The organism is Desulfosporosinus shakirovi (genome assembly GCF_020595055.1).
GTDB classification, from domain to species: domain Bacteria; phylum Bacillota; class Desulfitobacteriia; order Desulfitobacteriales; family Desulfitobacteriaceae; genus Desulfosporosinus; species Desulfosporosinus shakirovi.
On the sequence record NZ_JAJDOO010000011.1, the window covers coordinates 1 to 26,312 of the forward strand.

The 26,312-nt window shown below is 41.2% G+C and carries 35 protein-coding genes; 4 read left to right on the plus strand and 31 right to left on the minus strand.

Annotation, left to right across the window (positions count from 1 at the left end; translation table 11 throughout):
- Nucleotides 1-161: 161 nt before the first annotated feature.
- From LJE72_RS11325 to LJE72_RS11395, 15 genes are all read right to left on the minus strand, one after another.
- A complete protein-coding gene (locus LJE72_RS11325) occupies nucleotides 162-1,130 on the minus strand; it encodes a DUF3307 domain-containing protein (RefSeq protein WP_229247686.1) in 969 nt (322 codons plus the stop codon).
- Between the two features lie 180 nt (nucleotides 1,131-1,310).
- Nucleotides 1,311-1,991: a SatD family protein gene (locus LJE72_RS11330; RefSeq protein ID WP_229247687.1), complete on the minus strand. Its 681-nt coding sequence runs from the start codon at nucleotides 1,989-1,991 to the stop codon at nucleotides 1,311-1,313.
- A gap of 484 nt (nucleotides 1,992-2,475) precedes the next feature.
- Nucleotides 2,476-2,652: a hypothetical protein gene (locus LJE72_RS11335; RefSeq protein ID WP_229247688.1), complete on the minus strand. Its 177-nt coding sequence runs from the start codon at nucleotides 2,650-2,652 to the stop codon at nucleotides 2,476-2,478.
- A 1-nt stretch (nucleotide 2,653) separates the two neighbouring features.
- Nucleotides 2,654-3,571, minus strand: a complete 918-nt coding sequence (locus LJE72_RS11340; protein WP_229247689.1) for an N-acetylmuramoyl-L-alanine amidase family protein — start codon at nucleotides 3,569-3,571, stop codon at nucleotides 2,654-2,656.
- 25 nt (nucleotides 3,572-3,596) lie between these two features.
- Nucleotides 3,597-3,845, minus strand: a complete 249-nt coding sequence (locus tag LJE72_RS11345) for a hemolysin XhlA family protein (RefSeq protein ID WP_229247690.1) — start codon at nucleotides 3,843-3,845, stop codon at nucleotides 3,597-3,599.
- A gap of 71 nt (nucleotides 3,846-3,916) precedes the next feature.
- Nucleotides 3,917-4,069, minus strand: coding sequence for a hypothetical protein (locus LJE72_RS11350; RefSeq protein ID WP_229247691.1), 153 nt, complete (start codon nucleotides 4,067-4,069; stop codon nucleotides 3,917-3,919).
- 15 nt (nucleotides 4,070-4,084) lie between these two features.
- Nucleotides 4,085-4,297, minus strand: a complete 213-nt coding sequence (locus tag LJE72_RS11355) for a hypothetical protein (protein ID WP_229247692.1) — start codon at nucleotides 4,295-4,297, stop codon at nucleotides 4,085-4,087.
- Nucleotides 4,298-4,351: 54 nt separating this feature from the next.
- Nucleotides 4,352-5,221: a hypothetical protein gene (locus LJE72_RS11360; RefSeq protein WP_229247693.1), complete on the minus strand. Its 870-nt coding sequence runs from the start codon at nucleotides 5,219-5,221 to the stop codon at nucleotides 4,352-4,354.
- Between the two features lie 12 nt (nucleotides 5,222-5,233).
- Nucleotides 5,234-5,782, minus strand: coding sequence for a YmfQ family protein (locus LJE72_RS11365; RefSeq protein ID WP_229247694.1), 549 nt, complete (start codon nucleotides 5,780-5,782; stop codon nucleotides 5,234-5,236).
- Between the two features lie 4 nt (nucleotides 5,783-5,786).
- Nucleotides 5,787-6,824 (minus strand): baseplate J/gp47 family protein, encoded by a 1,038-nt coding sequence (locus tag LJE72_RS11370; RefSeq protein WP_229247695.1) that lies wholly within the window; start codon nucleotides 6,822-6,824, stop codon nucleotides 5,787-5,789.
- Nucleotides 6,824-7,225, minus strand: a complete 402-nt coding sequence (locus LJE72_RS11375) for a DUF2634 domain-containing protein (RefSeq protein ID WP_229247696.1) — start codon at nucleotides 7,223-7,225, stop codon at nucleotides 6,824-6,826. The genes LJE72_RS11370 and LJE72_RS11375 overlap by 1 nt, the downstream gene beginning before the upstream one ends.
- The gene (locus LJE72_RS11380; protein ID WP_229247697.1) at nucleotides 7,222-7,578 is read right to left on the minus strand and encodes a DUF2577 domain-containing protein; all 357 of its coding nucleotides are present in this window, start codon (nucleotides 7,576-7,578) and stop codon (nucleotides 7,222-7,224) included. The genes LJE72_RS11375 and LJE72_RS11380 overlap by 4 nt, the downstream gene beginning before the upstream one ends.
- On the minus strand, nucleotides 7,579-8,544 hold the full coding sequence (locus LJE72_RS11385; RefSeq protein WP_229247698.1) for an XkdQ/YqbQ family protein: 966 nt from the start codon (nucleotides 8,542-8,544) through the stop codon (nucleotides 7,579-7,581).
- 17 nt (nucleotides 8,545-8,561) lie between these two features.
- Nucleotides 8,562-9,227 carry a LysM peptidoglycan-binding domain-containing protein gene (locus LJE72_RS11390; RefSeq protein ID WP_229247699.1) on the minus strand — a complete coding sequence of 222 codons (666 nt, stop codon included), beginning with the start codon at nucleotides 9,225-9,227 and terminating at the stop codon, nucleotides 8,562-8,564.
- Nucleotides 9,227-10,930, minus strand: coding sequence for a hypothetical protein (locus tag LJE72_RS11395; protein WP_396390937.1), 1,704 nt, complete (start codon nucleotides 10,928-10,930; stop codon nucleotides 9,227-9,229). Before LJE72_RS11395 ends, LJE72_RS11390 begins: the two co-directional genes overlap by 1 nt.
- A 188-nt stretch (nucleotides 10,931-11,118) precedes the next feature.
- Here LJE72_RS11395 and LJE72_RS26750 point away from each other — a divergent pair, with 188 nt between their 5' ends.
- Nucleotides 11,119-11,202 carry a putative holin-like toxin gene (locus LJE72_RS26750; protein WP_363319132.1) on the plus strand — a complete coding sequence of 28 codons (84 nt, stop codon included), beginning with the start codon at nucleotides 11,119-11,121 and terminating at the stop codon, nucleotides 11,200-11,202.
- A gap of 441 nt (nucleotides 11,203-11,643) precedes the next feature.
- Here the strand turns inward: LJE72_RS26750 and LJE72_RS11400 are convergent, their stop codons facing one another.
- The 9 genes from LJE72_RS11400 to LJE72_RS11440 form a co-directional block, all read right to left on the minus strand.
- The gene (locus LJE72_RS11400; RefSeq protein WP_229247701.1) at nucleotides 11,644-12,066 is read right to left on the minus strand and encodes a phage tail assembly chaperone; all 423 of its coding nucleotides are present in this window, start codon (nucleotides 12,064-12,066) and stop codon (nucleotides 11,644-11,646) included.
- A gap of 58 nt (nucleotides 12,067-12,124) precedes the next feature.
- Nucleotides 12,125-12,592, minus strand: a complete 468-nt coding sequence (locus tag LJE72_RS11405; protein ID WP_229247702.1) for a phage tail tube protein — start codon at nucleotides 12,590-12,592, stop codon at nucleotides 12,125-12,127.
- A gap of 3 nt (nucleotides 12,593-12,595) precedes the next feature.
- Nucleotides 12,596-13,912, minus strand: a complete 1,317-nt coding sequence (locus LJE72_RS11410) for a phage tail sheath family protein (RefSeq protein ID WP_229247703.1) — start codon at nucleotides 13,910-13,912, stop codon at nucleotides 12,596-12,598.
- Between the two features lies 1 nt (nucleotide 13,913).
- Entirely contained in the window at nucleotides 13,914-14,096 is a 183-nt protein-coding gene (locus LJE72_RS11415) for a hypothetical protein (RefSeq protein WP_229247704.1), read from the minus strand.
- Nucleotides 14,083-14,508 carry a phage tail terminator family protein gene (locus tag LJE72_RS11420; protein WP_229247705.1) on the minus strand — a complete coding sequence of 142 codons (426 nt, stop codon included), beginning with the start codon at nucleotides 14,506-14,508 and terminating at the stop codon, nucleotides 14,083-14,085. The genes LJE72_RS11415 and LJE72_RS11420 overlap by 14 nt, the downstream gene beginning before the upstream one ends.
- Before the next feature lie 172 nt (nucleotides 14,509-14,680).
- The gene (locus LJE72_RS11425) at nucleotides 14,681-15,256 is read right to left on the minus strand and encodes a hypothetical protein (protein ID WP_229247706.1); all 576 of its coding nucleotides are present in this window, start codon (nucleotides 15,254-15,256) and stop codon (nucleotides 14,681-14,683) included.
- Nucleotides 15,257-15,562: 306 nt separating this feature from the next.
- Nucleotides 15,563-15,760: a hypothetical protein gene (locus LJE72_RS11430; RefSeq protein WP_229247707.1), complete on the minus strand. Its 198-nt coding sequence runs from the start codon at nucleotides 15,758-15,760 to the stop codon at nucleotides 15,563-15,565.
- Between the two features lie 283 nt (nucleotides 15,761-16,043).
- Nucleotides 16,044-16,487 (minus strand): hypothetical protein, encoded by a 444-nt coding sequence (locus tag LJE72_RS11435; protein WP_229247708.1) that lies wholly within the window; start codon nucleotides 16,485-16,487, stop codon nucleotides 16,044-16,046.
- 328 nt (nucleotides 16,488-16,815) lie between these two features.
- Nucleotides 16,816-16,962, minus strand: coding sequence for a hypothetical protein (locus LJE72_RS11440; RefSeq protein WP_229247709.1), 147 nt, complete (start codon nucleotides 16,960-16,962; stop codon nucleotides 16,816-16,818).
- Nucleotides 16,963-17,065: 103 nt separating this feature from the next.
- On the opposite strand from LJE72_RS11440, the gene LJE72_RS11445 reads away from it, so the two are divergent.
- From LJE72_RS11445 to LJE72_RS26260, 3 genes are all read left to right on the plus strand, one after another.
- Entirely contained in the window at nucleotides 17,066-17,473 is a 408-nt protein-coding gene (locus tag LJE72_RS11445; protein ID WP_229247710.1) for a helix-turn-helix domain-containing protein, read from the plus strand.
- Between the two features lie 37 nt (nucleotides 17,474-17,510).
- On the plus strand, nucleotides 17,511-17,966 hold the full coding sequence (locus LJE72_RS11450; RefSeq protein ID WP_229247711.1) for an ImmA/IrrE family metallo-endopeptidase: 456 nt from the start codon (nucleotides 17,511-17,513) through the stop codon (nucleotides 17,964-17,966).
- 151 nt (nucleotides 17,967-18,117) lie between these two features.
- Complete coding sequence (locus tag LJE72_RS26260) at nucleotides 18,118-18,243, plus strand: DUF4309 domain-containing protein (protein WP_282437898.1); 126 nt, start codon at nucleotides 18,118-18,120, stop codon at nucleotides 18,241-18,243.
- A 144-nt stretch (nucleotides 18,244-18,387) separates the two neighbouring features.
- On the opposite strand, the gene LJE72_RS11460 is transcribed toward LJE72_RS26260, so the two are convergent.
- The 7 genes from LJE72_RS11460 to LJE72_RS11490 form a co-directional block, all read right to left on the minus strand.
- Nucleotides 18,388-18,876: a CcdC family protein gene (locus LJE72_RS11460; RefSeq protein ID WP_229247712.1), complete on the minus strand. Its 489-nt coding sequence runs from the start codon at nucleotides 18,874-18,876 to the stop codon at nucleotides 18,388-18,390.
- 145 nt (nucleotides 18,877-19,021) lie between these two features.
- A complete protein-coding gene (locus tag LJE72_RS11465) occupies nucleotides 19,022-19,879 on the minus strand; it encodes an ABC transporter permease (protein ID WP_312038932.1) in 858 nt (285 codons plus the stop codon).
- Nucleotides 19,861-20,778, minus strand: a complete 918-nt coding sequence (locus tag LJE72_RS11470) for an ABC transporter ATP-binding protein (RefSeq protein WP_229247714.1) — start codon at nucleotides 20,776-20,778, stop codon at nucleotides 19,861-19,863. The genes LJE72_RS11465 and LJE72_RS11470 overlap by 19 nt, the downstream gene beginning before the upstream one ends.
- Nucleotides 20,778-21,821: a hypothetical protein gene (locus LJE72_RS11475; RefSeq protein ID WP_229247715.1), complete on the minus strand. Its 1,044-nt coding sequence runs from the start codon at nucleotides 21,819-21,821 to the stop codon at nucleotides 20,778-20,780. Before LJE72_RS11475 ends, LJE72_RS11470 begins: the two co-directional genes overlap by 1 nt.
- Nucleotides 21,822-21,882: 61 nt before the next feature.
- Nucleotides 21,883-22,935: a HAMP domain-containing sensor histidine kinase gene (locus LJE72_RS11480; protein WP_229247716.1), complete on the minus strand. Its 1,053-nt coding sequence runs from the start codon at nucleotides 22,933-22,935 to the stop codon at nucleotides 21,883-21,885.
- Entirely contained in the window at nucleotides 22,928-23,605 is a 678-nt protein-coding gene (locus LJE72_RS11485) for a response regulator transcription factor (protein WP_229247717.1), read from the minus strand. The genes LJE72_RS11480 and LJE72_RS11485 overlap by 8 nt, the downstream gene beginning before the upstream one ends.
- Before the next feature lie 519 nt (nucleotides 23,606-24,124).
- Complete coding sequence (locus LJE72_RS11490; RefSeq protein WP_229247718.1) at nucleotides 24,125-26,206, minus strand: methyl-accepting chemotaxis protein; 2,082 nt, start codon at nucleotides 26,204-26,206, stop codon at nucleotides 24,125-24,127.
- Nucleotides 26,207-26,312 lie beyond the last annotated feature (106 nt).

Here is a 26,312-nt window from a genome sequence, read left to right on the forward strand (position 1 = left end):
GGAGTAACCGATGGTTTTCCCTTTTTTAATTTTGCGAACTTAATTGTACTCTATCTTTACGGCTCACCCAAATCAAAATATACATTAAATGTTGAACCTTTAGGACTTTGTTTTAGCCAACGCGTATTCAACTGCAACAAGGTAGGAAAAGCTAGGCTCATTTAATAGAACGCGACTTTAATAGCAATTGCACTTAGTGTCCCGAATAAAGCAGATAATAAAGTTCCGAGAATATAGTATTCTGCAAATTCCGGATCATCTTTTGCTTGTTCAAACCGAATTGCAGTTTTAGCCCCATATAGAACTGCTAGAGCCTGCCAAGCTCCAGCTAAAATTATAAATATAGTTAAAACACGTTCAAGTTGACCGATGTATCTTCCAGACTTTATGTTTAACGAATTACCATCTTTAATTCCATTCATAATTGTCTTTATTACAACACTTGATACAGAAGTAGCCATTAAGAAAAGGATTAAACCTAATATCTCTTTTTTAATTAATATCAAAGACTCTGATATTCGAACCGTATTATTAAGAAATAAAAAATAAAAACCCATAAGACGTTCAATATAACCGTGAATAAAAAACAACATATTTGGAGGGTCAAATAAAAGTAGCGAAATAATAATAATAACGAAATAATGGGCAATTTGGTCTATGAAAAAAATGTAAATTGTCCAACGGTTTGAATATTTTGATCCTTCAGGCAGTTTTTCTTTTTGGTTAATCTGTTTTATTGTCTTAGTTCTGTTGGTTGTCATCCCAAATAAATTATAGGATATTCTATCTGTAATCAATATTTCTTCGATGGTTAAGTTTGGTTCTTTCTTTTTGTTTACTGCTTCATTATTATTACTTTGTTTATATATCGTGTATTTTGATTTAATATAATCTATAATTCCGTGAACCCCTGACATAATACCAATATATAATAATTCGTCATAATATAAATGACCAAGAAAAAATAAAAAAATTATAATATGGGTTATAAAGAACCCTAATAGATGTAACAATAAACCTTTATGTAATTTTCCTGGCGTTATTTTCATTATACATATTTTATCTGTTTGAATTAAAAAATCGCTTATTAAATGTGCAAGTAAAAAAGCGAGTATATAATTACCAAACATTTTTCCACCCCTAGGAATTCTATCAATATCTAAAAATTTCAGACAATCAAGAATAAAATAAGTTGAATCCACATAAGTATATAGATTATAAAAAGAGAATATAACCATATTAGTTATATTCTCGAAGTATATTTATATGCATTATATTTAGAGGTTATGCTTCAATTTGGATCATTACAATTAAGATATTATATATTTTTTTATGATTTGGCAAACCTTTTTTTCTATTTCTTTAACCTCATTCCAGTATGCAGCATAAATTTGTGAGCTTATATATGGTTGTGAACAATTTAATTTCTGTGCAATATCTTTTTGGTACATATTTTCCCTTAAATAAGGAAGGATTTTAGTAAAAGCATTGACCTTATTAATCCAGAACTTTCGTGTTATTGCTAAAAGTTCTAGCATTGTACTAATTGATAATTCGTCTACTTCTTTAATAAGCCCTTGTTCGGCTTTAAATACAATCGTATGATCCTTTTTTTCTTTAGAACTTTCTATAGCCAACTTTGCACAATGGAAAACAGGTCCATCAACCACTTGTGAATCCTTATTTACTTCCGTATAAGTACGCCCAAATCCAATTCCAAATCGCAATTGTAAGAACTCTTCATCTTCTGAGGGATGGTTTATACCCTCCATAATATAGCAAATAACTTCATAAATAGGAACTTCGGGAAGCATAAGCCCCTGGATTCCATCACCCCCAACAATTCTTAGGTCACTTACAATATAATCTCTATATTGGAGGTTAGCCTTTTTCAAGATATTACTTAAATTGATTTGCACTTGGTTCCGTCTTACTATATCGAGCTTTTTAGAACCAACGATATCTCCCATTAACGCAATATATAGATCCATAACCACCCTCCTCATCCGTTATATATCATTTCCAATTTTATACAATTTTAACTCTTATATGTTCACTTATAAAGTATTCCGCGGTAATTATAAGTGTTAACTTGAATTTATACAGCCCACCATTTTAGACAAGAAAGAAAAAAGAAAGCCCAAAGGAACTGACTAAATTGAATATAAATACGAAAATAATTTGGAAATAAATACTAGTAAATGTTTAGTTGTATATTCGACATAAATTTGCAAAGATCCTCTTAAGTTTTACAATTAAATTAATATATTTGCCCATTCCTCCGTTAGTTGGTCCCGAGAAGGGAAAAAGCGCCTGAGTCTGGACTATCGGAAGTAGATAGAAAAGGCGACTATTAGACAGATTGTAACGGTATTATCAAACCTTGGGCGAGGATTATTTCACGTCTTATATATTTTCTTAGAACCACAAAAAGAAATTTTTTATATCCCGTATTAGAATTGATTCATATTAATTCTACCAAGTAATCTCTTCCTTGGTAAGCACCCTCAGGATCACATTAACTACGACAAGGATTGCTCCCTGCACCTCAGTAGTGAGGATATCTTGCCCCGTAGCATTCAAGACGATTATACCACCGAGCATAAGGCCATTAGACCATAGTGTTTTTGATGTATACCATTTCTTTTGCATATCAATTTCCACCTTTAAAATAGTCTAATAAAAGTTGCAATATTTTTCTTAACAAAGAAGTCTGACTGCTAAACTTCTCAGCAGTCATCGTTTCTTCACCCATACCTGCTTCCTTTGGCGTTGCCGAAGGAAGCAGTGGCTGTAATGGTGGAGTTTCCGGCGTCAGCGTTGGTGTTTTTACTTTGGCATACTCAAAAACATTGGCAAAGTCAGTGTTGCGCTGCACACAGCCTTTTTGTGCATATCCGACATCGACGCTTTTTTTCACTTCATTAATTGCGTCTGCTAGGGAGCTTAATGCCATGGTCTGCTTGTCATCTAAAAGAACGCGATACATTACGGTAGGTTCTGGGCTTGGAGCAGCTGGGTTAACCGCTTCTGTATAAGGAACGCTGACGGCACGGCTAAAGCCCCTGCAGATTGCCGAGGCCACTGTCTCATCAAATAAGTCCTGTTTCATGAGTGCCTCTTCAGCAGGATTTGAGATAAATCCGATCTCCACCAAAGTTGCCGGGCAATCTGTTTCTCTGAGCACATGGAGATTATTAAACTTAACTCCTCGATTAGTGAGACCTGTTGCGGCGACTAACTCCTTCTGGATCTCCTTAGCCATTTTTTCCCCCATCCCGCCAGCTGCCAGGGCTATCGTTTCAATCCCGTAGGCATTAGTATCAGCGAAGGAGTTGGCGTGAATTGATAAAAAGTAGTGCGGATTGAAATCGTTGGCTCTGTTTGTCACATCCCAGAGGTCTCCGTCTTGAATGGTAAGGATTTCCCAGCCGTTGGCTTGAAGCTTACTGACGATCCTCTCTCCGACTTCTTTATTTTGTGTGGCCTCTTGGTAACCCGTTGGCCCGATTGCTCCCGGATCATAACCCATGTCTTTAGGCCCATGGCCGTAGTTAATAACTGCTTTCATTTAACCAGCTCCTCGGAATAAAAGCTCATTTAGAAATAGCCAGTACAGCAATCGCTGCACTGATAATGGCCCCGACGACTGTGCGCCAGAGCCATGTATTGTTTGCTTCCAGTTTGTCGATGCGGTGAGTGTTTGATTTTGACCTAGCTTCCGTCTCTGTGGCCTTGGTTTCGATACAGTCTACCTTTTCTCGCAATCCGTTTTGGGTATCAAGTTTTGTTTCGACTCTTACAAGACGTTCTCTTATGTCTATCAGTACTTCTTGATCCCCCATATTGCCACTATCCTTTCTAAAGACATAAAAACAACGCCCGCTATTTAGGCGTTTTACTGCGCATAATCGGTCTACTGTGCAGGAAACATTCCAACTAATTCGTTGTACTGATCCTGCGTAATACGATTATTTAGCATGAATACATCAAGTTTAATCTGCATCTCTTCCTCAGTTCCATAAGTTTTATTCTCGATTACTTTTTTGCATAATGTATATGTCGTCATTTCACATTATCCTTTCTATAATCCTAATTCAATCATTGATGATCTGAAATCTAAATCTAAGAGATAATCGTCTTGAGTAGGTTTTGGTTGAAGTTCTTCTATTGTAGCGAAAATCAGGAAATTACCTTCAGTAATATTCTTTTCTTCTCTTAAAACAAAACCTTGGGATTCAAGATCAGCTACGATGTTATCTCTCTCTTCAATGTCTTTATACGTTCTCTCTATCATTTTTTACCTCCATTTCATCCGTATGAAACCACCAGTACCACATCTCTTACTCTATTATAGAACTTCCTGCTGTACCGCATATTCTTTTGCTCTAATAGTATAGTATTGTGTCCGCATAAATGGCACCCCAGCTTCGTCGGTTTTACCATATATAGACAAAGTGTCCCCAGCGTTGAATGCTAAATCTTCTGTAAACGCTGTTCCCGACGTAGAAGTAGATATCCTTTGAGTACCGAAAGGGGAGTAATTTTTATAAATACGGCCATAGGCATTTTCCCCACTTGTAGTGGTAATAACTTCAAACGTAATCCTAAAGGTTCCTGAGTAATTCATTTTTATTCTAACACATTCTTTCCACACATCATCATTTACCTGTCCTCTACGATCAGAACTAAATAAAATCATATTTCCGGGTTCGAATAAAGGCAAGATTCTCTGATTAGAATTTAACTTCCCATCACTACCAAGAGTAGCAACACCATTAGCTACACCTTTTTGGCTCGTCGGAATCGCTCCAACTTGAGCCGCTGTTACCCCATGTGGATTCGCATCTTCCGCCAAATGCGCCATAAGATCTGCCTGCCCAGCCCTGCTCGTATCTGCTGGATGAACATGATCTGCTCTAGCATATCTCTTCGATGACCCTATTCCCGCAGTCCCATTCATAACCGGAGCAGTCGTCCCAGCTTGGCCGAGCACAAAAGCGGTTGTTGCAACCTGTGTCGTACTCGTATCAATCCCTGCTGTTGGTGCTGTGGGCGTTCCAGTAAGCGCGGGCGAGGCTATCGGTGCCTTGGTACCGATAAGTGTTGCTGTCGCTGCCGCATAATTGTCAAGCAAATCCGCATTATCATTAAAATCTTGGATGTTTACAACATCTGTACCTTCGGGCTTTTTCAACCCTAAATTCGCTGTCGTTTGCATAGCTTATCTCCTTTACTCATAAACTCTTAGTTCATTCCAAGTCATCAAGTTAACACTATTCCAAGTGAGACTTTTCAAAGAATCCCACCAAGTATAGGAATACTTAAAACTGTACCCTAAATGGGTTGGCTTAATTTGTTCGAGCATCTGAATAAACCCCGGCATGTTAGGCGGGATACCTTTTACCCCGGTAAACCGCACCTCAAAGCGATAGTCTGACGGATACTCGATGACATCTACCTCCCCTCCCGAAAAGGCGGATGCAGTATCAATGATCATTTGTTTGGTGGTTGTGCCAGAGCCGCGAATTTTTGCTTTTATAGATTCTCTTCTCCGGTCGATAGGCTTATTAACCTCTGTGGTTAAACCTAGCTCGCTTTCCCAGTAATCCAAGCCCCATGTGGCTGAATCCACGAAGCATTGACTCAAAACGTCGTCAATAGAATACAAAAAAAGACCCATCTCATCCGACGCAGTCTCTTGGAGTCTTTTCATTTCTCGAATGTCCTGATAATACTCAGGCAGATATTTCATTAGATCAGGTATCGAGTATTCAGGCATCTATTCATACCCCCAGTCCTACGGTTCCAAGCACCGGTATTTCTTCATCGGCTAAAGCCACATTTGCACCACTGCCATTAACTGTCAAGCTTGTATAATCGATGACTCCTGGTGTGCTAAGCAGTAGTGTCCCGACCTTGGCATAACTTACATAGGCACCTGTGAAAGCCATCTCTTGCAAATGGACTTCCAGCGCTGTACTAAAAGCATCTGTCACAGCTTGGATAACATAACCTGATGCCAAGATGACCGCAGCAGAAACATTAATCCCCTTAGCTGCTGCCGAAACAACCGTCACTGCCGCACCAATAGGCCGGACGGTTTCAAGGTAGTCTGCAACCTCGTTCACTAAGATTGAGGAGGCTGGTTGTTTTTCAGTATCCACTATGGCAAGCTTCACTGTGCCTGGTCCTGCCCATAATGGAAAGACTTTCGCATCTCCTACGCCAGGTACTTCTGTTGCCCACTGTCGATACTGAGCAGTATTTCCCGAGGTTGCCGGCTGGCGAACTCGCTGCAGATATCGCTGTCTGAGGTCATAATCCGTCTCTGTATCTGCTCCGGGAACCAAGATGTCGGACAGTTCTGCTCTTACGAGTCCACTGATATAGTCAATAGGCAACAAAGCTCCGAAGTTTTGATTCCCTATGCTTCCGGCAACCTCGCACTCCAGGATATACTGACCAATTGAGATTTTCTCTATAGTCCGATAGTTAAGCTGCTCTATGGAAAAGCGACTGCCTACGGCCACCTCCAAAGGCAGATCATCTTTTCCAAAAAACAGGGCTTTCCGTTGAACCTTCGTTGCGGCTTTACGAGTAACCCCATAATCTGCTGTCCTGGATTCCAGATAGTCTCCGCTTGAAGTCTGGGCCGAAAACAGTTTCAGATTGATCTCTAACTCCACATAGGCCTGCGCCAACTCTGCTGCGGCCGGGGAGAGGGCGTCATAAATGATGCTGCCCTCTCGTTTGTCTAGGTCAGCATCTACCCGCTCCAGCATTCTTTTGAGTATTAACTCGTAAGTTTGTGCTTCATACACTAAACCTTCACCTCCTGAGTCATATCAAAGCTCCCATAGCTGCTGATCACAGTAAATTCAATCAATAGACCATCCCCTGCAGCTGTGAACTGAACATTTTCAATTGAAGAGATTCGATCATCCTGAGTCAGAGCTTCTCCGATCATCCTGGTTATTTCCGATTGGACGAAAATCGGATTACTGCCGATCAACTTCTCCAGCTCAGAACCATAGTTGGCTGTGTAAATCAAATAGCGCAAACGTGGAGTCAGCAAGATCTTATAGACGGCCTGCTTGACTGCCTCAATTCCGTCTAATCTGCCTGAAATTCGATCTTTGGCCCCATCCAGCTTCCAAGTGAGTGAAGGCTGCTCTATTTCTTCGATCGTATCCTGGGTTACTGTTCCTCCGACTGGGATCACGTCGTCACCACCTTATCTAAGATTACAAATTTTTGCCCGCCCTGGACCCGCAGCAGAAGAACCGTATCCCCAGCTTTAAGACCGGGACGGATGACGATCTTCTCACCTAGAGCCTCGGATGTGCTGCGCATAGATCCGTTGTCTGTATATGGATGAATATGCTTAAGGTCAATTTCATATTTGATCAAGCTTTCCGGTACTAACAAAAAATCCGCAGTCAGCGTAAAGCGTTGATCAACTTTCACACTGAGCGGATTAATGCCGATAACCTCACCAAACATTACATTAACGGGATTGGAAGCTCCTACCGCATCTACTCCTGCGGTTTTGATCAGCTCTAATAGGCTGGACATTTATATCACCTTCAATTCTAGGGACATGGTATGATTTGTCCCCTCAAAACTATGCGTACATTCATCCACAAGAAAGGGCTGATTAATTCCGTATTCCGCAATCCAAATCCGAACGTATCTGCCCGCTCTTACCTGCGGCTCCCCAATAGCCTCAACCTTCAGAGTTTTAGTTTCTCTGTTTTTCAGTGTAGACAGCCTTGTCAACATCTCATTGATTTGCGCTTCATTCATATTTTCATTGACTTTCTGACTTAGCTGAAGTACCCCCCACTTAGTCACATTGTCCGTATCCATGGCAAAGTAAGGATCCCACATTCTAGACTCCTTGTAAAGCTTGATTTTATTGAAGGTATCTGAGTCAATGGATTTTTTCATGGTATAGTCTGTCATTAGCCCGCCGTCTCCAAGCCAAAAATCCAGCAAAAGATCATTAACATTACGGACAGAGAGAGCGCCAAAGTCGTCAAAAAAGACGAAGTTTCGATCAGAATTGATGAGAGTGAGATCTAAAGCCTTGCAGATAATATCCAATAACGTTTGATTGTCCTCGCTCATGCTCGGGATTCGGTAACCCGTATCGTCGATCTGTCCCAACATGAGGTTAAAATCTGCCGCTATCTTTTGAATGACCTCAGACGCTGTGACATTGGCGAACATATAAGTATCCTTAGCCATGAGATAGCGTATTTGGTCATAGCAGGATATTTTAACTTCCTCATCCCTTCCCTCATCGATGGAAAAAACATAGCCGTAAAAGACCTTGGCCCCATCCTCTGCTCTCTGAACCCGAATGATATCGCCATTACTGTACTTAAATGTCCGGTCTTGCCCGGGTGGGTTTTTAATCAGAGTGAAGTTCAAGCTGCCAGCTTTGCCGATCCGGCTGGTTTTCCAGCTTACAGCAGACACAAGGCTTGAAATGTCCCACACGTTGCCGTCCTTGTTGTCGATTAGTATTTTTAGCATCCCCAGAGAACCTCCTTTTAAGGCAGCTTTAGGACTCTGCCGATTTGCAGCCGCTTGATCTCTGCCTCGGCAATACCGTTCAGCTTTTGAATTTCCGGCCAACGAGCTCCGTTACCAAGAAACTGTTTGGCAACAGCCCAAAGTGTATCACCGCTCACAAGAGTATAGGTTTTAGGCTGTTGTGTCTCATCCGGGCGGGCTGGAGCCGCTGTCGCCGAGACAACTGCAGTGCTTGGAGTTTGCGAGCTGATCTCAACCTTCTGCGCGGCATAGGGTACATACCTTTTCAACGAAATGTCATAGTCAATGTCTCCTGCCCCGCCAGAAACCTCTTTCCAGTCAAAACTCTCGATGCTGGCCAAGGTGTTGATATCGTAGTGATCAGAGGTGAAAATAAAGCGGATGGGCTGCCTGGACTCCATCCACTTTACAATGAGTTTTACGTATTCAATGGGCTTCAGAAGGGTTTGAACCGTTACGAACGGATAGCGTTGGGCTGGGAAAAGACTGCTGAATTCATATTCACTGAGCTTGAGGTTCTTGATCACATTGATTTCTCCTAAGGCAACGATGTCATAAGTTTTGCCGTTGGCAGATTCACTGATTTCTAGAGCCCCTGGCATGACAGGCAACTGGAAGGCTTCTGCCTTGTCATTAAAACTCAATTCTATTCCATACTGCATTACGCATAAACCCCCTGAGCAGATGAGGAAATCTCGGTCTCCAGCATCGTTTTAATCTTGACTATAATTGAATCTACACTCTGTCCGTTGTTAATATCCCCTGTTGTCATAGCCACCGTTGGAGTAAGGGTTACAAAGTTTTGGATGTTCTTCATTTCAGCCAGTTCACGCATAGTCTTTAGGTCTTCACTGGAGATATCGACGGTGTTGTTTATTTTGCCGACTTCGTTGACGCGGTCGATGGCGGAAATTTGGTTTTGGTTTTGGTTCCAGTTGTCCAAGTTGTATGCACCATCAGTTGCACCACCCTTAAAATTAAACGCGTTTTCCAGTGACCCAAAAGCTCCTTGAACACTACTTACAGCAGAATTGCCTAGCTTTTTGCCGATGTCTTGTCCTTTACTGAATGCTTCATGATAATCCACTTGCTTCATCCTCGTTAAACTAACAACGTCTGCTTCGCTTTTAAGATTATCTCTCGCTCCCTCAAGGGTTTTCAACAGATTATCCATCCCAGCAGTAATATTAATTTTTATTCCTGAGATTTTGTTAATAAGAGTTTCAATCCCATGGGCCAGAGTCTGCAGGTACTCAAGGGCATTGATTGTTAAATCGTAAAATAATTTTTTTACTGCATATATTGGGTCAATGAACACATTGGCGATAAACTCTGCAACGGATAGGACATTATTTGCAAAGGAAGCAACGTTATTATAAAGAAAACCAAAAAAAGCTCCTAATAACCCTCCGATGAAGCCGATCACCTCCACCGTTGTATCCCCCCACTTTACCATAGCATAAACCACAAAACCAATAGCAGCACCAATCAGTAGAATAGGCCAATTTAGCGCAATCCATTCTAACGCCGCTGCCCTTATAGGTTCTGTCATCAACCAGAGTTTAGCAATCAACGCCGGTATTTGTGTTACTGCCCACATGGTGAGCGCCGAGCTAACCATCACAAGTATAGGAGCAATGATATCCCAGTTTCGCTGTATAGTTCCACCCAGCGAAGCTAAACTATCAACGATCCCCACAATTCCTCCGGCAATAATTGCTAGTCCGATGCTTAACCCGTTAATAAATGGCTGAAAGCTTCCCTCCTGAAAAGCATTATTTAATCTAGTCATGAGAGGGGTAAGGGCTTCCATGGCTTGTTCCCCTGCATCGGAAAAGCTGGATTTCATATTGTTCGTCAAAGCTTCCAACTGCTTTGTTGGAGATTTCATCATTTGATCAAAGGCTGCTTGCCCCATATTCTGTTTTTCGAGGAGCTGATCAAAGGCTTTAATAAAACCATCAATATTTCCCGACTTGCCTAGATCGTCAATCTCAAAGGCTTTAATATCGGCTTCTGACATATTAAAGCTTTTAGCTAAAGAAGTAATGTCGCCTGACATTGCCCCCTTTAAAGCTGATGCAGCCCCTTCAATCCCATTTCCCGCATTGTCAAATGCGTTCAGACGAAAGGCGAAATCGTTTAGCTTTGATATTTGATCTACATTTTGAGCAGACGAGAGAAATGTGAGACTACTCTGCAAGGCTTTATTGACATCCTGCCCGGCGGCGAGTGCATCACTTTTAAACTTATCAAACATTGCGGTCCCAATGTCTGTATTTCCGGTCCGGGCAATAAACATATCTTGAGTTTTTTGCTGCTCCATTGCGCCACCGATGCTTGCTTTTCCTAAATCCGTGAGCATTTGGACGGTAGCATTGACGCGAGAAGATGCATTAAAGAAGCTCAAGATTGAATCAACTGTTGCCAAAGCGGAAACCTCCTTTTGTGCAGAATAAAAAGCACTCTGTTTCGAGTGCTTGTATGCTATAATAACTTTTATCAGAAAAGGCTTGCAGGGCGGTCGGCATTCCTCCAAAGGGAGGTGATGCCATGGAAGTATACCAAACATTAACGCTTATGATTTCATTTGCGACATTGATGGTGTTAATACTTTCTTTCCCTAAACGGAAATAGACCGCCCCTGCCGAAAGGTTTGCGGTCTATCCGTTGCCCTAAGCCCTCCGCCCTTTAAGCGGCTGTTACACAAGGAGTTATGTTTGCAGCATGGCTCCTTGCTGTTACGATACGTAACCTCTGTCATTAGTATACCTTAATTATTGATTTTTAACATATGCTGAAAGACAACTAAGGCAAGTTTGCGGCTTGCCATCACCTTTTGCTTATATGCTATAAATTATTCCTGCCTAAACGGGAAAATTCGAAACTGAAGAATATTTAGACGCTATTTCTTTTTAAGCTTTGCCTTATCTTGCCTTTCCTTTTTAATTCTAATATCAATCATGGCATAAATAGCGGCCTTAGCTTCTCGTGTTTTTTGGGCCAGCTCATCAGGGGGAATATGGAGTTCGTGGAGGGCGTAGTAAGCGTAATTCCACTCACCCTCGCCCTCCTCAATTAGTTTTTTACCTCATCCATCAGTTCTTCCAGGCTTTGATCAAAACCGTTCAGTTCTTGCGCCTGCTGAACAAGGGTTGCATATTCTCCGGGAAACAGCATCTTGCGCAGCAGCTCTTCGGCACCTATGACGCCGTAAGATTTTTGAAGCTCAGCATTTTTCAGATCAGGGAAGCTGACACTTGCCACGATGATTTTGGCCAGATAAATGTTCTGGTCTATTTCAGACTGCTGTGAACCATTCTTCCCCTTAACTTTCCGAGTGGCAGCCTTGCGGTACTCTTCATTTTCCGCTTCAGTGATACTATGAATTTTCCAGGGTATCGGCTTGCCGTCTTTGTCCTTAAACCGTTCGGATACGATAACATCTTTGCTAAGATCAGATCCTGCATTTTGCGCGAAAAATCCTTGTAAATCACTCATTTTCTTTTCCTCCAGAATTTACTGATGATTCGATATAACTGCTACCCGAATACCTGTCTTATCTGACCATTGGAGCATTAAACTGGTCCAATAGATCAAAATCATCAAATGTAAAGGGCAGTTCTTCCTCCAAGGGATCATCTGACGTGGCATCGAAGGCTGCGGCTACCACGCTGTCCAAATTGCAATCCTTGAGGACGGAGGTCTGCTTGCCGACCGTGGAGGCAGGGTCCTCATTCACGATCTGCAGATCAAAGTAAAAATCTTTGCCCGTCTTGATATATTCCAGCATGAGCGCCCTAAACATGCTCGTAAAGTAATAAATCGTCAAAGTTCCGGTACCGGACCAACCAGAAGCCTTTTTGCCGACATTCGTTTTTCCCAATATAGGTACATCTGCCTTCGTCTTTTCGATAGTCGCCTCCACTGTTTTAGCATAAAACAACTCTTCCACTCGGCCATTAATTGTGACAAAAGCCTTGCCTTGCTTTCCGGATATTGCATCTTCTGCTTTAAGAAATGCCATAGCTTATCTCACCTGCACTTTCACATAGATTTTTTCGATAGAATCAACCGGCTGCGCATATGCCTCTATATAGACACTGTCTGATTCGATACCCGTTTGGACTGTCAAATCTGCTTGAGAATCAAAATTCTGGACAGCATCCATACCCTGCAGTGTTTCCATATATTTGACACACTGAGTTTTCAACAGGTTTCGTCCATCAGGGTTATTGGATACCTGCCCAATGTAAAACTCACTGAAAATCCTGACAAGATCATTATTAATTCCATCGAGAACTCTGATCACGCGGTTCTTGGCAAACTGCTTACCTTTTTCTAAGCTCGATGTGGTTAGAGTATTAATGTCCTGCTCTACAATAGCCTTGTTGTCATTAGCTGTAAACACAAATTCCCCAGCCCGCAGCGCCGCAATGATCTGAGCATTGGTATACCTGGGAGCCGCGTCCACCGCCCCATCATAAGCCTGATAGGTTAGAGATTCATTCACTTGGGCACCTGCGGTTGCACCGGCTACCCAGGCCGTAGCTTGAGCTGCGCTCAGGGTTGTGCCATTGGAAAGGATGACTCCGTTCTTGACGCTGATTACACCTTCGAAATCAGCCGTTGGATAATTTTCAAGGACTACTTGAATTTTCTTGCCCTCGTTATCACGAAGACGTTGGCAAAAGGCTGCGAATGTTGCTTTAAGAGTGTCATCTGTCGAAGGCAAGGCAACAGTATTGAAGTCGCAGATCTCGACTGCTGACAAATAGTCAGCATATACCTGATTGGTGATCGTGCCATCTGCACCTCCCACGAGAGGCACGCCCGCCGTTTCCACCAGAGCTCCTGTGCCCGAAAATACAACCCAATTATTCTCCACTAAACTTGCGATATTGAGCACGGTTTGTTGATCTGTTTCAGCCCCATCCACTAATGTAGTGACATCAAATTTCGTATCATCGTCAATGTTTTGCTGAATGAGCAGAGACACATCATTCCCTCTTGCACCACCCCATTTGGCTGTGGCCGTAAGGGTACCAATAGTCACGGTTGCCTTTGTCCCGGTATTGAGTCTGTATAAGAGCAGTGTTTTGGCGCGTTTCAAAGCCTCTCTGACTAAAACCAGATTGGCGTCCCCCATCGGATAACCCAGCTTGACAAAGGTGTCTTCACCTGCTTCAATACTGATGATTTGGTTGGGTTCACCCCATGAGAGCATAAGCGGAAGAGAGGCAATCCCTCGCTCTCCAAGTGCACCTGCCACCTGGGGCTCTGATTTAAAATTAACATACACTCCCGGTCGTACTTTGTTTTGTGTCGTCCATGTACCTGCTGCCATCTTAGTTAGCCTCCCTTTTCAGAAAATCCTCAAGGACCTTTTTAACCTGATCATGGGTGTATTTCTGTCCTTCTTCCAAAAGCGCATCCAGCAAATCCTTGTGGGAATATTGCTTAGACCGCAAAACCTGCTGTTTACTATAAATCTTCGCGAGCGGCTTTTCTCTTTTTTCAGTTTTTATCACGTAGATATCCCTCCTGTTTCATAGACTGCATTAATGAATCTGGTTCAGCACTTCGCATAACATGGAAATTGTAAGCCACAAACCAGTGAAGCACACCTTCAACGATTTCGTGGCGCATTCCGCTGCCTCTGACAAGACCACCGTCCACGCTAATCAGCTCCAGCTTGTCATACAATCGCTCAGCCACGTCATGTAAGGCTTCATTGCTCCCTGCAAAATAATGAATATCGAATGAGTGATTGCGCCGATAGCGCTGACCCAGAAGCTGATTTTGCGACACAGGAAACAGCTTTACATAAAAATAAGGCTCTTCCAAGCCTTGAGCACTCTCTTCGCTGTATGTGTTAATATTAGGGAAGTTTTGGTCCAGAGCAGCAATCACGCTATCCAGGACACTGTTGACGGTGATCATCGAATCCTCTCCTTAGCCTTCGCGCGGTTTAAACCTGTTGCCGAGTGAACTTAAAAAACTCATAAAGCCAATACAACAATGGCTGCACTAATTATAGCTCCGACGACAGTGCGCCAGAGCCATGTATTGTTTGCTAAGCGGAAAAATATATAGATATCACGTTTCAAATCTCCTAGAGCTTCATGATGTACGCTAATGCTAAATAGGGAGGCCTGTTTTCATGTGTGCTTCCGCTACCGATCGAAGCAGTTGAGCCTGAGAGGGTATGTCCGTGCGTACCTTCATATCCTGAATACCCTGAAAGAGTATGAGTGTGACTTCCTGCGGATTTAGTCAAGCGTGCCTCTTCCTCCACGTACGCCCCCTCATAAGCACCCGTTCCAACTTTAGTGACAGTACCTTCAATCTTCGTGTCATAACTGTGCTGGTGGGCTCCCGTGGTGCTATTGACAAATGTGCCCTTGTCGTGTCTATGGTTACCTGTTGAATTAGTTGCCAGCGTCCCAATTCCATGAGAGTGACTAGGCAATTGCTCAGAAGTAAGGGTTACTGCAACGGAACCACCTGTATTCCCGATTGCATACGTTGAACCGGCGCCAACGATAAACCTGTCTCTTAAATCCGGAGTCCCATTTGTACCATCACATAATGTCCATGTATCAGGAATAGTCCCAATAGCTCCGCTCCACATAGATATTAATCCCGTTGGAACCCCCGATATTTCATCTTCTGCTATAAGAAATTCCATAGCTTATCTCACCTTCACTTTCACATAAATTTTCTCCATAGAATCTACCTGCTGAGCATATGCCTTGATATAGACACTGTCTGATTCATTACACATTTATTCTCCCGTCCTTTCATTCTCGCCGTTCAGATAAGGGCTTTCAATGATGTCAACGTTTTATCCGAACTAAACCTTCGATATTATACGTTCAGTTCCAACTAACCCCCTTTCAATTCTAAAAGACTCTGATTATGCCTTGGTCATTTAGAAACTTTTGTCCTCTGACTTTGACTCTTTGTGAAAGAACTATCCGAAACAGAATCCCGCTCATACCATCGTTACCCCTCGGTTGCTTCGCATCATCCTATCCCAAGCTTTAAACCGGGCAGTATCCTCGTACCTCTCTTTAAACTCACCATTATCCCTACATCGATTTCCAGTCCATTTTAAACAGTTGGCACAGGTTTCTTTAAGTCCCGGTTTTACTGGTAAGAATAGAGAGCAACGTTCAGTTCTGGTTTTCACGTCCTGCACCTCGCTTAAATGGCATTAGAAAACTAGGCTTGCGCCAAGCCGCAGGCGAGACGGTAGCCTTAGTTCTGGCTGGCACAGCCAGTTTATACTTTCTGCCTAGTATAAAAAACGAACGCCCCGATTTATCGGAGCGCTCTAGTGAGAGGAGGGTTATGTCACGAGCAGGTCTCGTTCCTGACTTCTTTCACAATATTATTGTATCACGCTTTTTTCCAAACAAAGTGCAAACCCTCTGCCAAAAAAGTGCCAAACATGTGTTCTCTCTAGAACTCGTTTAATCACGTTTATATATTCCTAACAGAATTGCTGCCTCTGCCAATAGTTCATCTCTTACGCGATAATAAGTTCTCAGGGGTATTTTCATCTGTTTTGCTACCCACCAGTCATAATTATGTTTACTAAAGTAGCGATATTCAATTATCTTCCTATCGTCTTCTCCAAATCCGGCCAGGATAATTTCTATCTCCCTGATACGAAGTGTGCACTGGTTAATCTCTTGCGCGGTCTCCCAACGTTTAGAAGCAATCCCTCCTGTCTGATCGCTAGTCTTTGTAGGGGCAGGAGTTTGGGAGTAGGTCGCCGTCGTCTTCGGTAATTCGTTTCCCAGCTGGGCATTCAAAATGCATAACCGCTTTTTATCCTCCGGATATTGAGAGAGTCTCCTGATCGTTAGCAAGTACCACTCAGGCTTTTTGTTTTTTTTCTCTGCTTGATCCATAATATCCCCTTTCTAGCATAAAGCTCTCCTAGCTCTCCCATAACACTGTGTACACTGCCTCAACATATCAAATACTCTTTGCACTACCTTGAGCAATTCTTATTTGCCCACCTTTTCCATTGGCGTGAACAAATTTACAATTATCACAACATCCATTTTGATAATCTAATTATCATTAATACTAAAAAAAATTGATATTGCATTGACGATAATATTATTATCAACTATAATACAAAACAAGATAATTAAATTATCGATTAGTTTATGCTTTTTTAGTATTAAGATCTGAGAATAACTTCTCAATCCGCTCATCATAATGTCATACAACTCAAATAATAAATCCCTTCCAGGGGTAAATATTTCCGTTTTTAATCATTCTCATATAAACTTCGGAAATTCCATTCTCTTTAGCGGCTTCCTTTTGAATACCTTTTTCCTTACGACATGTTGTGAAAAAGTTGCGCTTTATTGGCATAATTTCACTCAACCCCCTTATGTAAGGCCCATTATAGTTGATAATATAATTATCGTCAAGAGTGTTCTTTGGTAATATTATTATCATAAAGGAGTAGGATCTTATGATTGGCAAACTGTTAACCGAACTAAGAAATAAAAGGGGGCTGACTCAAGACCAAATTGCAGATGCTCTGGAAGTAAAGAGGCCTCGGTATAATTCTTGGGAAAATGACATTGCCAAACCGGATATCCAAATGCTCAAGAAAATTGCGGCATTTCACAATGTAACTCCGGACTACCTGCTTAGCTTTGAAACGAATACTATTAGCCCGTCTTGGGCTACGCCCAAAGACAGACGAGATTTCAAAAAAATGCTCGAAGACGATGGAGATCTCATGTTTGACGGCGTACCCATTGATAAAGAGGACCGAAAACGCGTTATGGATGTTTTGACCGGACTCTTTTGGGAGGCTAAACATATGAATAAGAGAAAAAATAAGCCCAGTAGCACATATGGCACCAAGAAGTAACTCTCCTGGTGTCATTTCTAAAAGGGGTGCGAATCAAATGGACAAACTTATTTCTACTTTAGTCAAGCGTTACAAAACCAATTGCCCCTTCACTATTGCTGAAAGGCTAAATATCCATATACGCTTCGCCGATCTTGGGGATCACACTCGAGGTGTTTATTACTGCAAACTAAGGCGTCGTTTTATCGTGATAAATAGCGGAATCAATTCTTTCTGGCAACGTTTTATATGTGCCCATGAATTAGCCCATGACCGATTACACCGAGGTTTAAACCGTTTCTTTCTGGATGAACATTCCTTACAAAATACTAATAAGTATGAACGACAGGCTAACATATTTGCCGTTCAGTTACTTTCGGCTAACTCTGGAATTATAGCTGGTGAAACAATTGAACAGCTATTTATGAGGACAGGTATCCCTTTAGAAATGGCTCAATATTTCACTGAAGAGGATTACCTTCCTATTTCTGCACCTTATATTTTTTTGCTTTAATTATAATAATCCAAGCCTTGCACCCCCGATTTCAGAGATGAGTACTTCACAAAACTGAAGCTTTAAACCTGCATGAAAAGAGATAACGATAATTGAATCGCTCCATTTTCTATCCTCTCATAGAAAATGGCACCTGCCCCTCAGCCGATAAATGAGATTTGCCAAAGGATACTATGACACCTATTCCAGCCATTACACTGTTTTTGGAATGAACAAGGGAAGTCAAATATTTGAAATACGTTTGTATGACAGTGGTAAAGCAAATATAGCCCAATAACAGCAAAAAGGCCTCGAGTCCATACAGCTTTCTGTACCTCAAAGCTTTTGTTATTATGTAGCTCCAGCTATTTACACAACTGCATATGGTCCTAGAAATAACCCTAAAGAATTACTCTTTCACTTTGAGTAAGTTCATAGAGAATTATGCATTGTCGAGTTGTCTTTTTAATTTTCTAAACCCAATATACATACTAATACGCCATGGCAGGATCATGCTAAAGGCCAAGATGAAAAAAATGCCGCTCATTTGGGCAGGATCGATATGAATGGTCTCAGCAAGGATAATTTTCCCGACCATTCTTAACGCGACTAAGCCTATCAAAGCCACTATAAACAGCTTTGATCTTTGGAGATAGATTTGGTTGTCCCGAATTTCAAATTTAGAAGTTTTTATTAAGACGATAGAGAATAACATTCCCATGACAACGGAACTTATCAGTTCAGGTAATGTCGGTCTAAACATTGGTAAGATAAACATACTCGCACCCGTTGCCATGAAAAGCGGCGGCAAAATAATCTTTTTCGCTACAGCCGGTTTTTTTGTGTTTCTCAATCGTACCAAGTTGACGATAATAACCATTAACAACGACACAATAATTGATGCTGTGACTAAAAACTGTTTTGTGAACATAATTACCTTTCTATCGTCCAGTCTTATACCTATTATAATATAACTCTTTGCCTTTAAATATAGCAAAGAGTTATATTATTGCAGAGCTAAAGAGATATCGAACCCTTCTCTTGCTTGCTATTGTTCAATTTTATAGAATCTGCGTCTAAATGATATCCTTATTAGAAAATTTCCGTATTGCTAACGTCACAAATCCGAGCATGTAAATAGCAATATAGACAAACATCCATAGACTTGCTGGTTTGCCACTGCCCGATAAACTGGCAGCAGACATGGCACTTGCTGCCAGCTCAGAATTCGGAACCATAACCCGTTCCATCGTACTATAAATCGTTTGGAACGGTGAAATCAAGCTAATAAAAATTCCAGTACCAATGACTGAGTTGTTACTCACGTACTGCCCAATCATCTCGACCATTCCCCCAACATTACCTAAAATGTAAATGAAGATCATTAAGATTCCATTGGACACTGCTTTTAAGGACACAGATCCAAACAATGTCAGGCAAAGGACTGCGACTGGCAGCAATAGATACAACAACCATCCTGTTATGATTTGAGAGAATGTTAGACTGGTTATCGTGCTAAGCCCAAAAAAGGCTCCGATGACCAGAATTAATGAGAAAAGCAATGTTGCGTAGGTACAGGCTAAAATAACCAATCCGCCAAGTTTCCCAAGGATATACTGATAGCGTTGAATGGGACGAGAGAGAATCCCTTGAATGAGTCCTGACTCTAGTTCTGAGGCAATTGCACCCGATCCAAGCATAATAGTTAGCAAAGCTATTAACATAGCCGAAAACTGAAAACCCATTTTCGTTACCATTTGAATCGCAAAAGGCTTAAATTGATTTCCCATTCCATGAGTCACTGATGTGTTGGGAAAATAATTAAGCATTAATGTCCAAAATACCAAGTACAAAAAGGTGACAATCCCCATTATGATAAAGGTTTTTTTACGAATAGCTTCATTTAATGTTGTGATTAATATTGCTGCGATGATTGTCCCTCCTCGCCAACAATCTGCATAAACACAGTCTCAAGCGTCTCTCGATGCGGTGTTAACTCATATAGTGTTACACCATTGGCGATAAGACTGGATGCAAGGGCAGGTATTTCCTCGTAATCATTTAAAGTAACTGTTAGACTGCCATCCGCTAGTTTTTGCAATGATTCGTGTTGCTTATTCAGCTTTGCAAACAATTCTTCAGTTAGGCCATTAGCCCGGATTGTTAACGAAATTTTAGTCATTAGTAACTCATCCATCCGCGCGGATTTAACAACTTTACCTTTGTGAATAAAGGTAACACTGTCACAAACTGCTTCCACTTCACTTAAAAGATGACTGTTTAAAAAGACCGTCGTTCCTTCATCTTTCAAAGCAACAATAATGTCTCTGACATCTTTACGACCAATTGGATCCAGAGCAGATGTTGGTTCATCCAGGAAGATCAGTTGTGGATTAGGCAACAGCGCACATGCTAACCCGATGCGTTGCTGCATGCCTTTACTATATGAACCCACTTTGTAGTTTTCTTGCCCAACGAGTCCTACTAACTTTAAGACCCTGCTAATTTGATCCTTCTTATTTTTCAATTTGAATAATTGGGCGTGGAAATTCAGTAAGTCTAAACCTGTCATCCAGTCTTGATAACGGAAAAGCTCAGGCAGATAACCCATCTTTTCTCTCGCAGAAACATCGCCAAGGGGTTTGCCAAGTACTGTGCCGCTTCCGGATGTGGGAAATACAAGACCGGTTAACATCTTAATACAAGTACTTTTCCCAGCACCGTTTCGGCCAAGGAATCCATAAACTTGCCCCGCTTCTACTGAAAGGCCAACTTGGTCACATGCCGTTTTATTGCCATACTTTTTAGTGAGAGCATGTGTTTCGATGATCATTACCGAACACTCCTAGCAATTTTTGCAAGCTCAGCATCTGTTTTATTACCCATTAACCCATACAAATTACCATCTTTGGTCCAAATCAGCACAGAAGCGTTCTCCATATCGGGCATTTCTTCTGCAGCCATTTTATGTGCTTCTTTCAGAGCAGCAAATTTTTCTTCACCGTATTTGCTAATCAATTTTTTGCTCATTTCAGCCATAGCTGCCTCGTGGGACTCACCATTTAAGCCTTCAAGAGCTTGACCATGTGATCCTGGTGCGCTCATATCTTGAGGAATTGTTTCAGTAAATCCTTTTAAATCAGACATAGTGTAGACGTAACCATTTTTCCCTCCCAAATCCACTTCTCTTCCGAAACCAACTAGGACAGGAAGATAGATATCAGAAGTATCCTCCTCGATTTCAGCAAGTTGTTGACGAAGATTCGCAGGAATTAACGGCAAATTTAGCATGACATCTCGTAATTCTTTTTTTGCGGCTTTCGGCGCATCTAAATAGGCTTTCTGGGTTGCTACGAATAGGACATCATCATATTTTGCGTAGGCAGCAGCTGAAGATACCATAGACATTTCGACATTGTTTAGATCACTGGAAAGCAGTTTTGGACTATTAACCGCTTTCAGCAGTACATTGCTAGCATCCACATCTAACGTGAACGTCATTTTGCTAGAATCCATCGCAGAGATCTCAGGCTTTTGAGATTCTAGTTCCCGTGGCAAACGAAGTTTAAAAGCATCAAACTCCTCGGCCTCTTGCAGTTTTGTTACTTCATGTTGTGGGTGTGTAACAACGTTGATCAGCGAGCTGTGTTCAAAGTTCATTCCTTTAAAATCTTCTTTCAGATTAGAAATGGTTTGCATTCCTTCCTGCAGATCCCCAATTGTAATTTCAAGGGTTTTCACATTGTTTACACGGAAAATCGATAGAGTATCTAGCGCTAAAGTTTGCACTGGTTTTACAAACGTAGTAAGTCCCAACATAAGCACCAGTGAAGCCCCGATTACTATTTTTCGTTTCATACCATCAGATCCCTTCATAATATAATTTCGCTCCTCTTCTTTTTACATTAAGATTATGTCCTCAATGTGACCGTTTTTATTAATTTCTAAATGGCAATTTAACAACAAATGTTGTCCCTTGACCAATTTCACTGGTAAAATCTATTTCTCCATCATAGATTTCCACGATCTTCTTAACGATGGCTAAACCAAGACCGCTTCCCTCTTTGGAATGGGATTCATCGGCTTGAAAAAATTTTTCAAAGATTCGTCCTTGATCGATTTTGGATATACCAATACCTTGATCCTTGATCTCGGCAATGACCTTGTTCGAAATTTTTCTCGCTTGAATAAAAACAGTTCCGGATTCGGCAGAGAATTTGATAGCATTCTCAATTAAGTTCAACCAAATCTGTTGAATCAGGGCTTCGTCACCAGTGTAAACGATTTTCTCTAAATCTATGTCGAGTTCTAAGTTTTTCTTAGACCATTTTTCCTCTAGAAGAACAATCGTCCTCCGAATTTGCTCATCTAAAGAAAACTGTTTCGTACTCTCTGGGATGAATTGATGATCCAGCTTAGAAAGTCGAAGCATATTTGAACTTAAATGGCTTAATCTCTTGGTCTCATCAATGATGATGTTTGTGTAAGCCTGAAAATTTTCTTCCGACAGCTCCTTATCCTGAAGCATTTCAGCAAAGCCTTGGATAGAGGCAATAGGAGTTTTGATCTCGTGGGATACGCTGCTAATAAAATCTTTGCGGAGATACTCCATATTACCGAGTTCTGTCGTCATTAAGTTGAAATTTTGGGTCAAAACCCCTATTTCATCATTGCTCCTATAATCCATCTTGATTGAAAAATCACCCTTAGCAACCTCTTTTGTTGCATTGCTAATCCAAATGATAGGGTCAGAAATTTTCCGAATCGCGAAGAATAATAGTGAGCCTCCCATGGCTACGCATAAGATCAATGTTACGAACATAAAACTCCCAAAAACTGCATGCGCTTCGCTAATACTCAGATCACCATGATAGAGCCCTAAGAAAAGAATCGTCATCAGAGAAAAAGAAACAAAACAAGAGAAAAACAAGATTCCAATGGCAATCAAAGTACCTTTGGCCCGAATTGAATTTGATAATCTCTTAACCATAAATCTTCTCCGCCTTATAACCAAGTCCCCGAATCGTTATGATCTTAAACTCTGGCCTATCTTCGAACTTCTTACGAAGCTTTTTAATGTGGCTGTCCACCGTTCGTTCATCGATATCCGTATCCAGTCCCCAAATTTCTGACATCAGTTGCTGCCTTGTAAAAATTTGCTTTGGATAGCTTAGCAATTTAAAAAGTAGCAGAAATTCCTTTTTGGGCAAGTCAATATTCAGGTCTGGACCATTTATGCTTAAATTGTCATAGTCCAGTACGATTTCACCTATTACAATTTTATGTTCATTAGTAATTTTAGCCCGTCTTAACAGAGCTGATACTCTTAAAATCATCTCGTTCATATTGATTGGTTTTACCATATAATCGTCTGTGCCCAATCTAAAACCTTTTTCTTTGTCCTCAAAGCTCTCTTTAGCAGTCACCATTAAAATAGGCATGTTAAAATTTGCTTCTCTAAGGCTTTCAATAAGTTCAAAACCATCCATAATTGGCATCATAATATCACTAATAATTAAATCGACATGGTGTTCTTCAAGAATCCCGAGAGCTTCTTGCCCATTTTGTGCTTGTAATACTTTAAAACCAGCTTGTTCCAAACGAGTTTTCATTAACATCAATAAGTTTAAATTATCCTCGACAACCAAAATTCGAAACATGACAAACCTTCTTTCAAAAGATTACATGCTTATTGTCAATTGAATCTGTATTTATTCTTGTAGTTTGCTACTTTCACTATTCACTATAATATTATTCGTGTGTAAAGTCCCTTCTCAGATTTTCCCGTTTTAAGAAGAGTTTAACTCAGTAATGTGACTTGAATGTGCCCAACAATGAACTCGAGCAACGCTGGATATTATACGAAACCAACGCTACTCAGGCTGCGAAAGAAAAGGTAAGACAAGGCCACGGCAACGACACAGCTGGTGTAACACATAAGCCTTCTCGGCAGAGTTATTTAATATTTGCATATCTCCTCCTACATAAAAAGTGCTATAACCATCGCTGTTTGATATCAGAAACAGCAAAAGTTATAGCATATTACTTCTATTTTATTATAACAGGTCTATTTCAAAATCATTTACATCCTAAAGACATTGTCCGGGCAAGTCAAAGCTTTCTCACTTTTATCTTCCGCTTTATTTGAGGTAACTGTAATTTTTTTGCGTAAAATTAGATTATATCTTGAACTTACCCACGAGTTGAGAAAGATTTTCGCCTATTTTAGCCAAAGCCTCTGCAGATTGGCTTACAGAATTCATTGTAGCAGCCTGTTCTTCAGAAGCAGCCGATACTTCTTGGGTACTAGCAGCGGTATGTTCAGCAATGATGCCGATATGCTCCACTGATTTAACGGCCTGTGAACTCCCATCGGCCATAAGTTTGGTTGCTTCCGTGACTTTCTGAATTTGTTCGACGACTGTTTTGATCTCTACCACAATGGTTCGGAACGAATTCCCCGCTAAATTAACAGCTTCTACACCTGCAGCGACTTCTACCTTCCCTTTTTTCATCACTCCTACAGCACGTTCCGTTTCATGCTGGATATTGCCGATCAGAGTGGAAATCTGAGAAGCGGACATTGATGACTGTTCTGCCAGTTTCCGCACCTCTTCAGCGACTACAGCAAAGCCTTTTCCTTGTTCTCCCGCACGTGCTGCTTCGATCGCAGCGTTTAAGGCCAGCAGATTAGTTTGTGAGGCAATTCCGGTAATAACATCGACGATTTGTCCAATCTGGATAGATTGTTCACCTAACTGAGAAATAACTTCGGCTGTTTGGTCCGTAACCTCACGGATTTCCTCAATCTTCTGCACAGCATTTCCTGCCTGAAGAGCCCCCAATTCTGCGGCTTGAGCTGCCTTACCACTACTATGACTGACAATCTCCGCGTTCACAGCGACTTGTTGCGCATGGGCAGACAGTTGCTTGATCATTTCGCCAGTACCTCCTACTGCGATAGCTTGTTCAGTTGCTCCCGAAGCAAGTTGCCCCAGTGTATCAGCGACTTGTTCACTTGCAGCAGTGGCTTCTTGGGCTGCAGCAGATAATTCTTCGCTCGTGGCACCTAAAGTACTGGCAGTGTCGTTAACTTCCGTAACAATGCTATGAATATCCCCAATAAACCGATTGAAATGTTGTGAGAGTTTTCCAATCTCATCATTAGTTACAATGTTCAAGCGTTTCGTTAGGTCTCCATCCCCTTGTGAAATATCCTTTAACACTTCACTCGTTTGTACAATAGGCTTGGTAATCCCTCCAGAAACTAAGAAAATGACCAAACCAATCACAAAAATCGAAATCAGAGCAACGATAATTGAGAAATTTCGAATAGAGTTTGCTTGATCCAAGATCGTAGTCATTGGAACGTTGATAACAAGCGACCATGGTGTTGTCGTCCGACCAATGGTCACTGGCACGTATAATCTGTAATACTCATCTGTGGATATAGTATGACTCTTACCGGCTTTGATTGTTTCAATCGCCGCCTGATCATCGACATCTTTGCCAATTTTTTCAGGGTCTGGGTTTGAAACGTACTTGCCATCATTAGACACAAGACAGGCATATCCAGTATCAAAGGGCTTAATGTCGGAAATCATTTTTTGAACGGTATCTAATGTTATATCAGCTCCAACTGCTCCGACATATGTGTTGTTAGCATTGATCATTATTGGTTCAATTAAGCTAATCATGAGAACTTCCTTACCATTCACTGTGTACAAGATAGGATCGGTAACAGTTTCCTTGTGAGTGTTTTTAGGAATTAAGTAAAAGTCCCCTACTCCAGGCGTTTCATAATCGGCGAGAGCCTCTAGGGTAATATCTCCTGTCCCCCTATTCCAATAAGGGATAAATCGACCTGTTGCATCATGTCCTGGTTGATTTATATAATTCGAGTCATTCCCATCGAGTGCATTCGGCTCCCATACAGTCCAGGTTCCTAGAACGGGAAGGTTATTCTTCAAGACACTTACTATCATTGAATTCATAGTGGCTCTATCATTGTTGTTTGCTTCCTTAAGTCCTTCAAAAGTAGAGCCTAATGTTCTTACCGTGTCCATAGTAATATTTAATTCACTCGTTACTTGATTGGCATATTGGTATGCAGTGTGCGTTGCCGTCTCGTAAGCAGCAGTCTTTGCCATTTCGACAGATTTTGTTGATACTAGCAATATAACGCAAATAAACGAAACTAAGATAACTAACCCCGTTGAAAATAGTATTTTATTTCTCAGCTTTAAATCTCTTACTGCCATTCGTATATCCCCTTTTGATGTTAATGTTTACTTGTCACTGTCAGATGGAACATGAGTTATACCTAATTATCAGATGATTAATACCAATCCTTTCTTTAGATTATAA

Bases quoted from the DNA above. Each gene is read 5' to 3' on its own strand.
- LJE72_RS11360 (WP_229247693.1), bottom strand. From the start codon at position 5,221: ATGCAAACGACAGCGAATTTAGGGTTGAAAAAGCCCGAAGGTACAGAT.
- LJE72_RS26260 (WP_282437898.1), top strand. From the start codon at position 18,118: ATGAGATTTGCCAAAGGATACTATGACACCTATTCCAGCCATTACACT.
- LJE72_RS11445 (WP_229247710.1), top strand. From the start codon at position 17,066: ATGATTGGCAAACTGTTAACCGAACTAAGAAATAAAAGGGGGCTGACT.
- LJE72_RS11390 (WP_229247699.1), bottom strand. From the start codon at position 9,227: ATGCAGTATGGAATAGAATTGAGTTTTAATGACAAGGCAGAAGCCTTC.
- LJE72_RS11490 (WP_229247718.1), bottom strand. From the start codon at position 26,206: ATGGCAGTAAGAGATTTAAAGCTGAGAAATAAAATACTATTTTCAACG.
- LJE72_RS11355 (WP_229247692.1), bottom strand. From the start codon at position 4,297: ATGATAGAGAGAACGTATAAAGACATTGAAGAGAGAGATAACATCGTA.
- LJE72_RS11485 (WP_229247717.1), bottom strand. From the start codon at position 23,605: ATGTTTCGAATTTTGGTTGTCGAGGATAATTTAAACTTATTGATGTTA.
- LJE72_RS26750 (WP_363319132.1), top strand. From the start codon at position 11,119: ATGGAAGTATACCAAACATTAACGCTTATGATTTCATTTGCGACATTG.
- LJE72_RS11425 (WP_229247706.1), bottom strand. From the start codon at position 15,256: ATGGAATTTCTTATAGCAGAAGATGAAATATCGGGGGTTCCAACGGGA.
- LJE72_RS11325 (WP_229247686.1), bottom strand. From the start codon at position 1,130: ATGTTTGGTAATTATATACTCGCTTTTTTACTTGCACATTTAATAAGC.
- LJE72_RS11330 (WP_229247687.1), bottom strand. From the start codon at position 1,991: ATGGATCTATATATTGCGTTAATGGGAGATATCGTTGGTTCTAAAAAG.
- LJE72_RS11350 (WP_229247691.1), bottom strand. From the start codon at position 4,069: ATGACGACATATACATTATGCAAAAAAGTAATCGAGAATAAAACTTAT.
- LJE72_RS11395 (WP_396390937.1), bottom strand. From the start codon at position 10,930: ATGCTCACGGATTTAGGAAAAGCAAGCATCGGTGGCGCAATGGAGCAG.
- LJE72_RS11470 (WP_229247714.1), bottom strand. From the start codon at position 20,778: ATGATCATCGAAACACATGCTCTCACTAAAAAGTATGGCAATAAAACG.
- LJE72_RS11405 (WP_229247702.1), bottom strand. From the start codon at position 12,592: ATGGCATTTCTTAAAGCAGAAGATGCAATATCCGGAAAGCAAGGCAAG.
- LJE72_RS11345 (WP_229247690.1), bottom strand. From the start codon at position 3,845: ATGGGGGATCAAGAAGTACTGATAGACATAAGAGAACGTCTTGTAAGA.
- LJE72_RS11435 (WP_229247708.1), bottom strand. From the start codon at position 16,487: ATGGATCAAGCAGAGAAAAAAAACAAAAAGCCTGAGTGGTACTTGCTA.
- LJE72_RS11340 (WP_229247689.1), bottom strand. From the start codon at position 3,571: ATGAAAGCAGTTATTAACTACGGCCATGGGCCTAAAGACATGGGTTAT.
- LJE72_RS11440 (WP_229247709.1), bottom strand. From the start codon at position 16,962: ATGCCAATAAAGCGCAACTTTTTCACAACATGTCGTAAGGAAAAAGGT.
- LJE72_RS11480 (WP_229247716.1), bottom strand. From the start codon at position 22,935: ATGGTTAAGAGATTATCAAATTCAATTCGGGCCAAAGGTACTTTGATT.
- LJE72_RS11410 (WP_229247703.1), bottom strand. From the start codon at position 13,912: ATGGCAGCAGGTACATGGACGACACAAAACAAAGTACGACCGGGAGTG.
- LJE72_RS11475 (WP_229247715.1), bottom strand. From the start codon at position 21,821: ATGAAGGGATCTGATGGTATGAAACGAAAAATAGTAATCGGGGCTTCA.
- LJE72_RS11460 (WP_229247712.1), bottom strand. From the start codon at position 18,876: ATGTTCACAAAACAGTTTTTAGTCACAGCATCAATTATTGTGTCGTTG.
- LJE72_RS11400 (WP_229247701.1), bottom strand. From the start codon at position 12,066: ATGAGTGATTTACAAGGATTTTTCGCGCAAAATGCAGGATCTGATCTT.
- LJE72_RS11385 (WP_229247698.1), bottom strand. From the start codon at position 8,544: ATGCTAAAAATACTAATCGACAACAAGGACGGCAACGTGTGGGACATT.
- LJE72_RS11380 (WP_229247697.1), bottom strand. From the start codon at position 7,578: ATGTCCAGCCTATTAGAGCTGATCAAAACCGCAGGAGTAGATGCGGTA.
- LJE72_RS11335 (WP_229247688.1), bottom strand. From the start codon at position 2,652: ATGCAAAAGAAATGGTATACATCAAAAACACTATGGTCTAATGGCCTT.
- LJE72_RS11450 (WP_229247711.1), top strand. From the start codon at position 17,511: ATGGACAAACTTATTTCTACTTTAGTCAAGCGTTACAAAACCAATTGC.
- LJE72_RS11365 (WP_229247694.1), bottom strand. From the start codon at position 5,782: ATGCCTGAATACTCGATACCTGATCTAATGAAATATCTGCCTGAGTAT.
- LJE72_RS11420 (WP_229247705.1), bottom strand. From the start codon at position 14,508: ATGATCACCGTCAACAGTGTCCTGGATAGCGTGATTGCTGCTCTGGAC.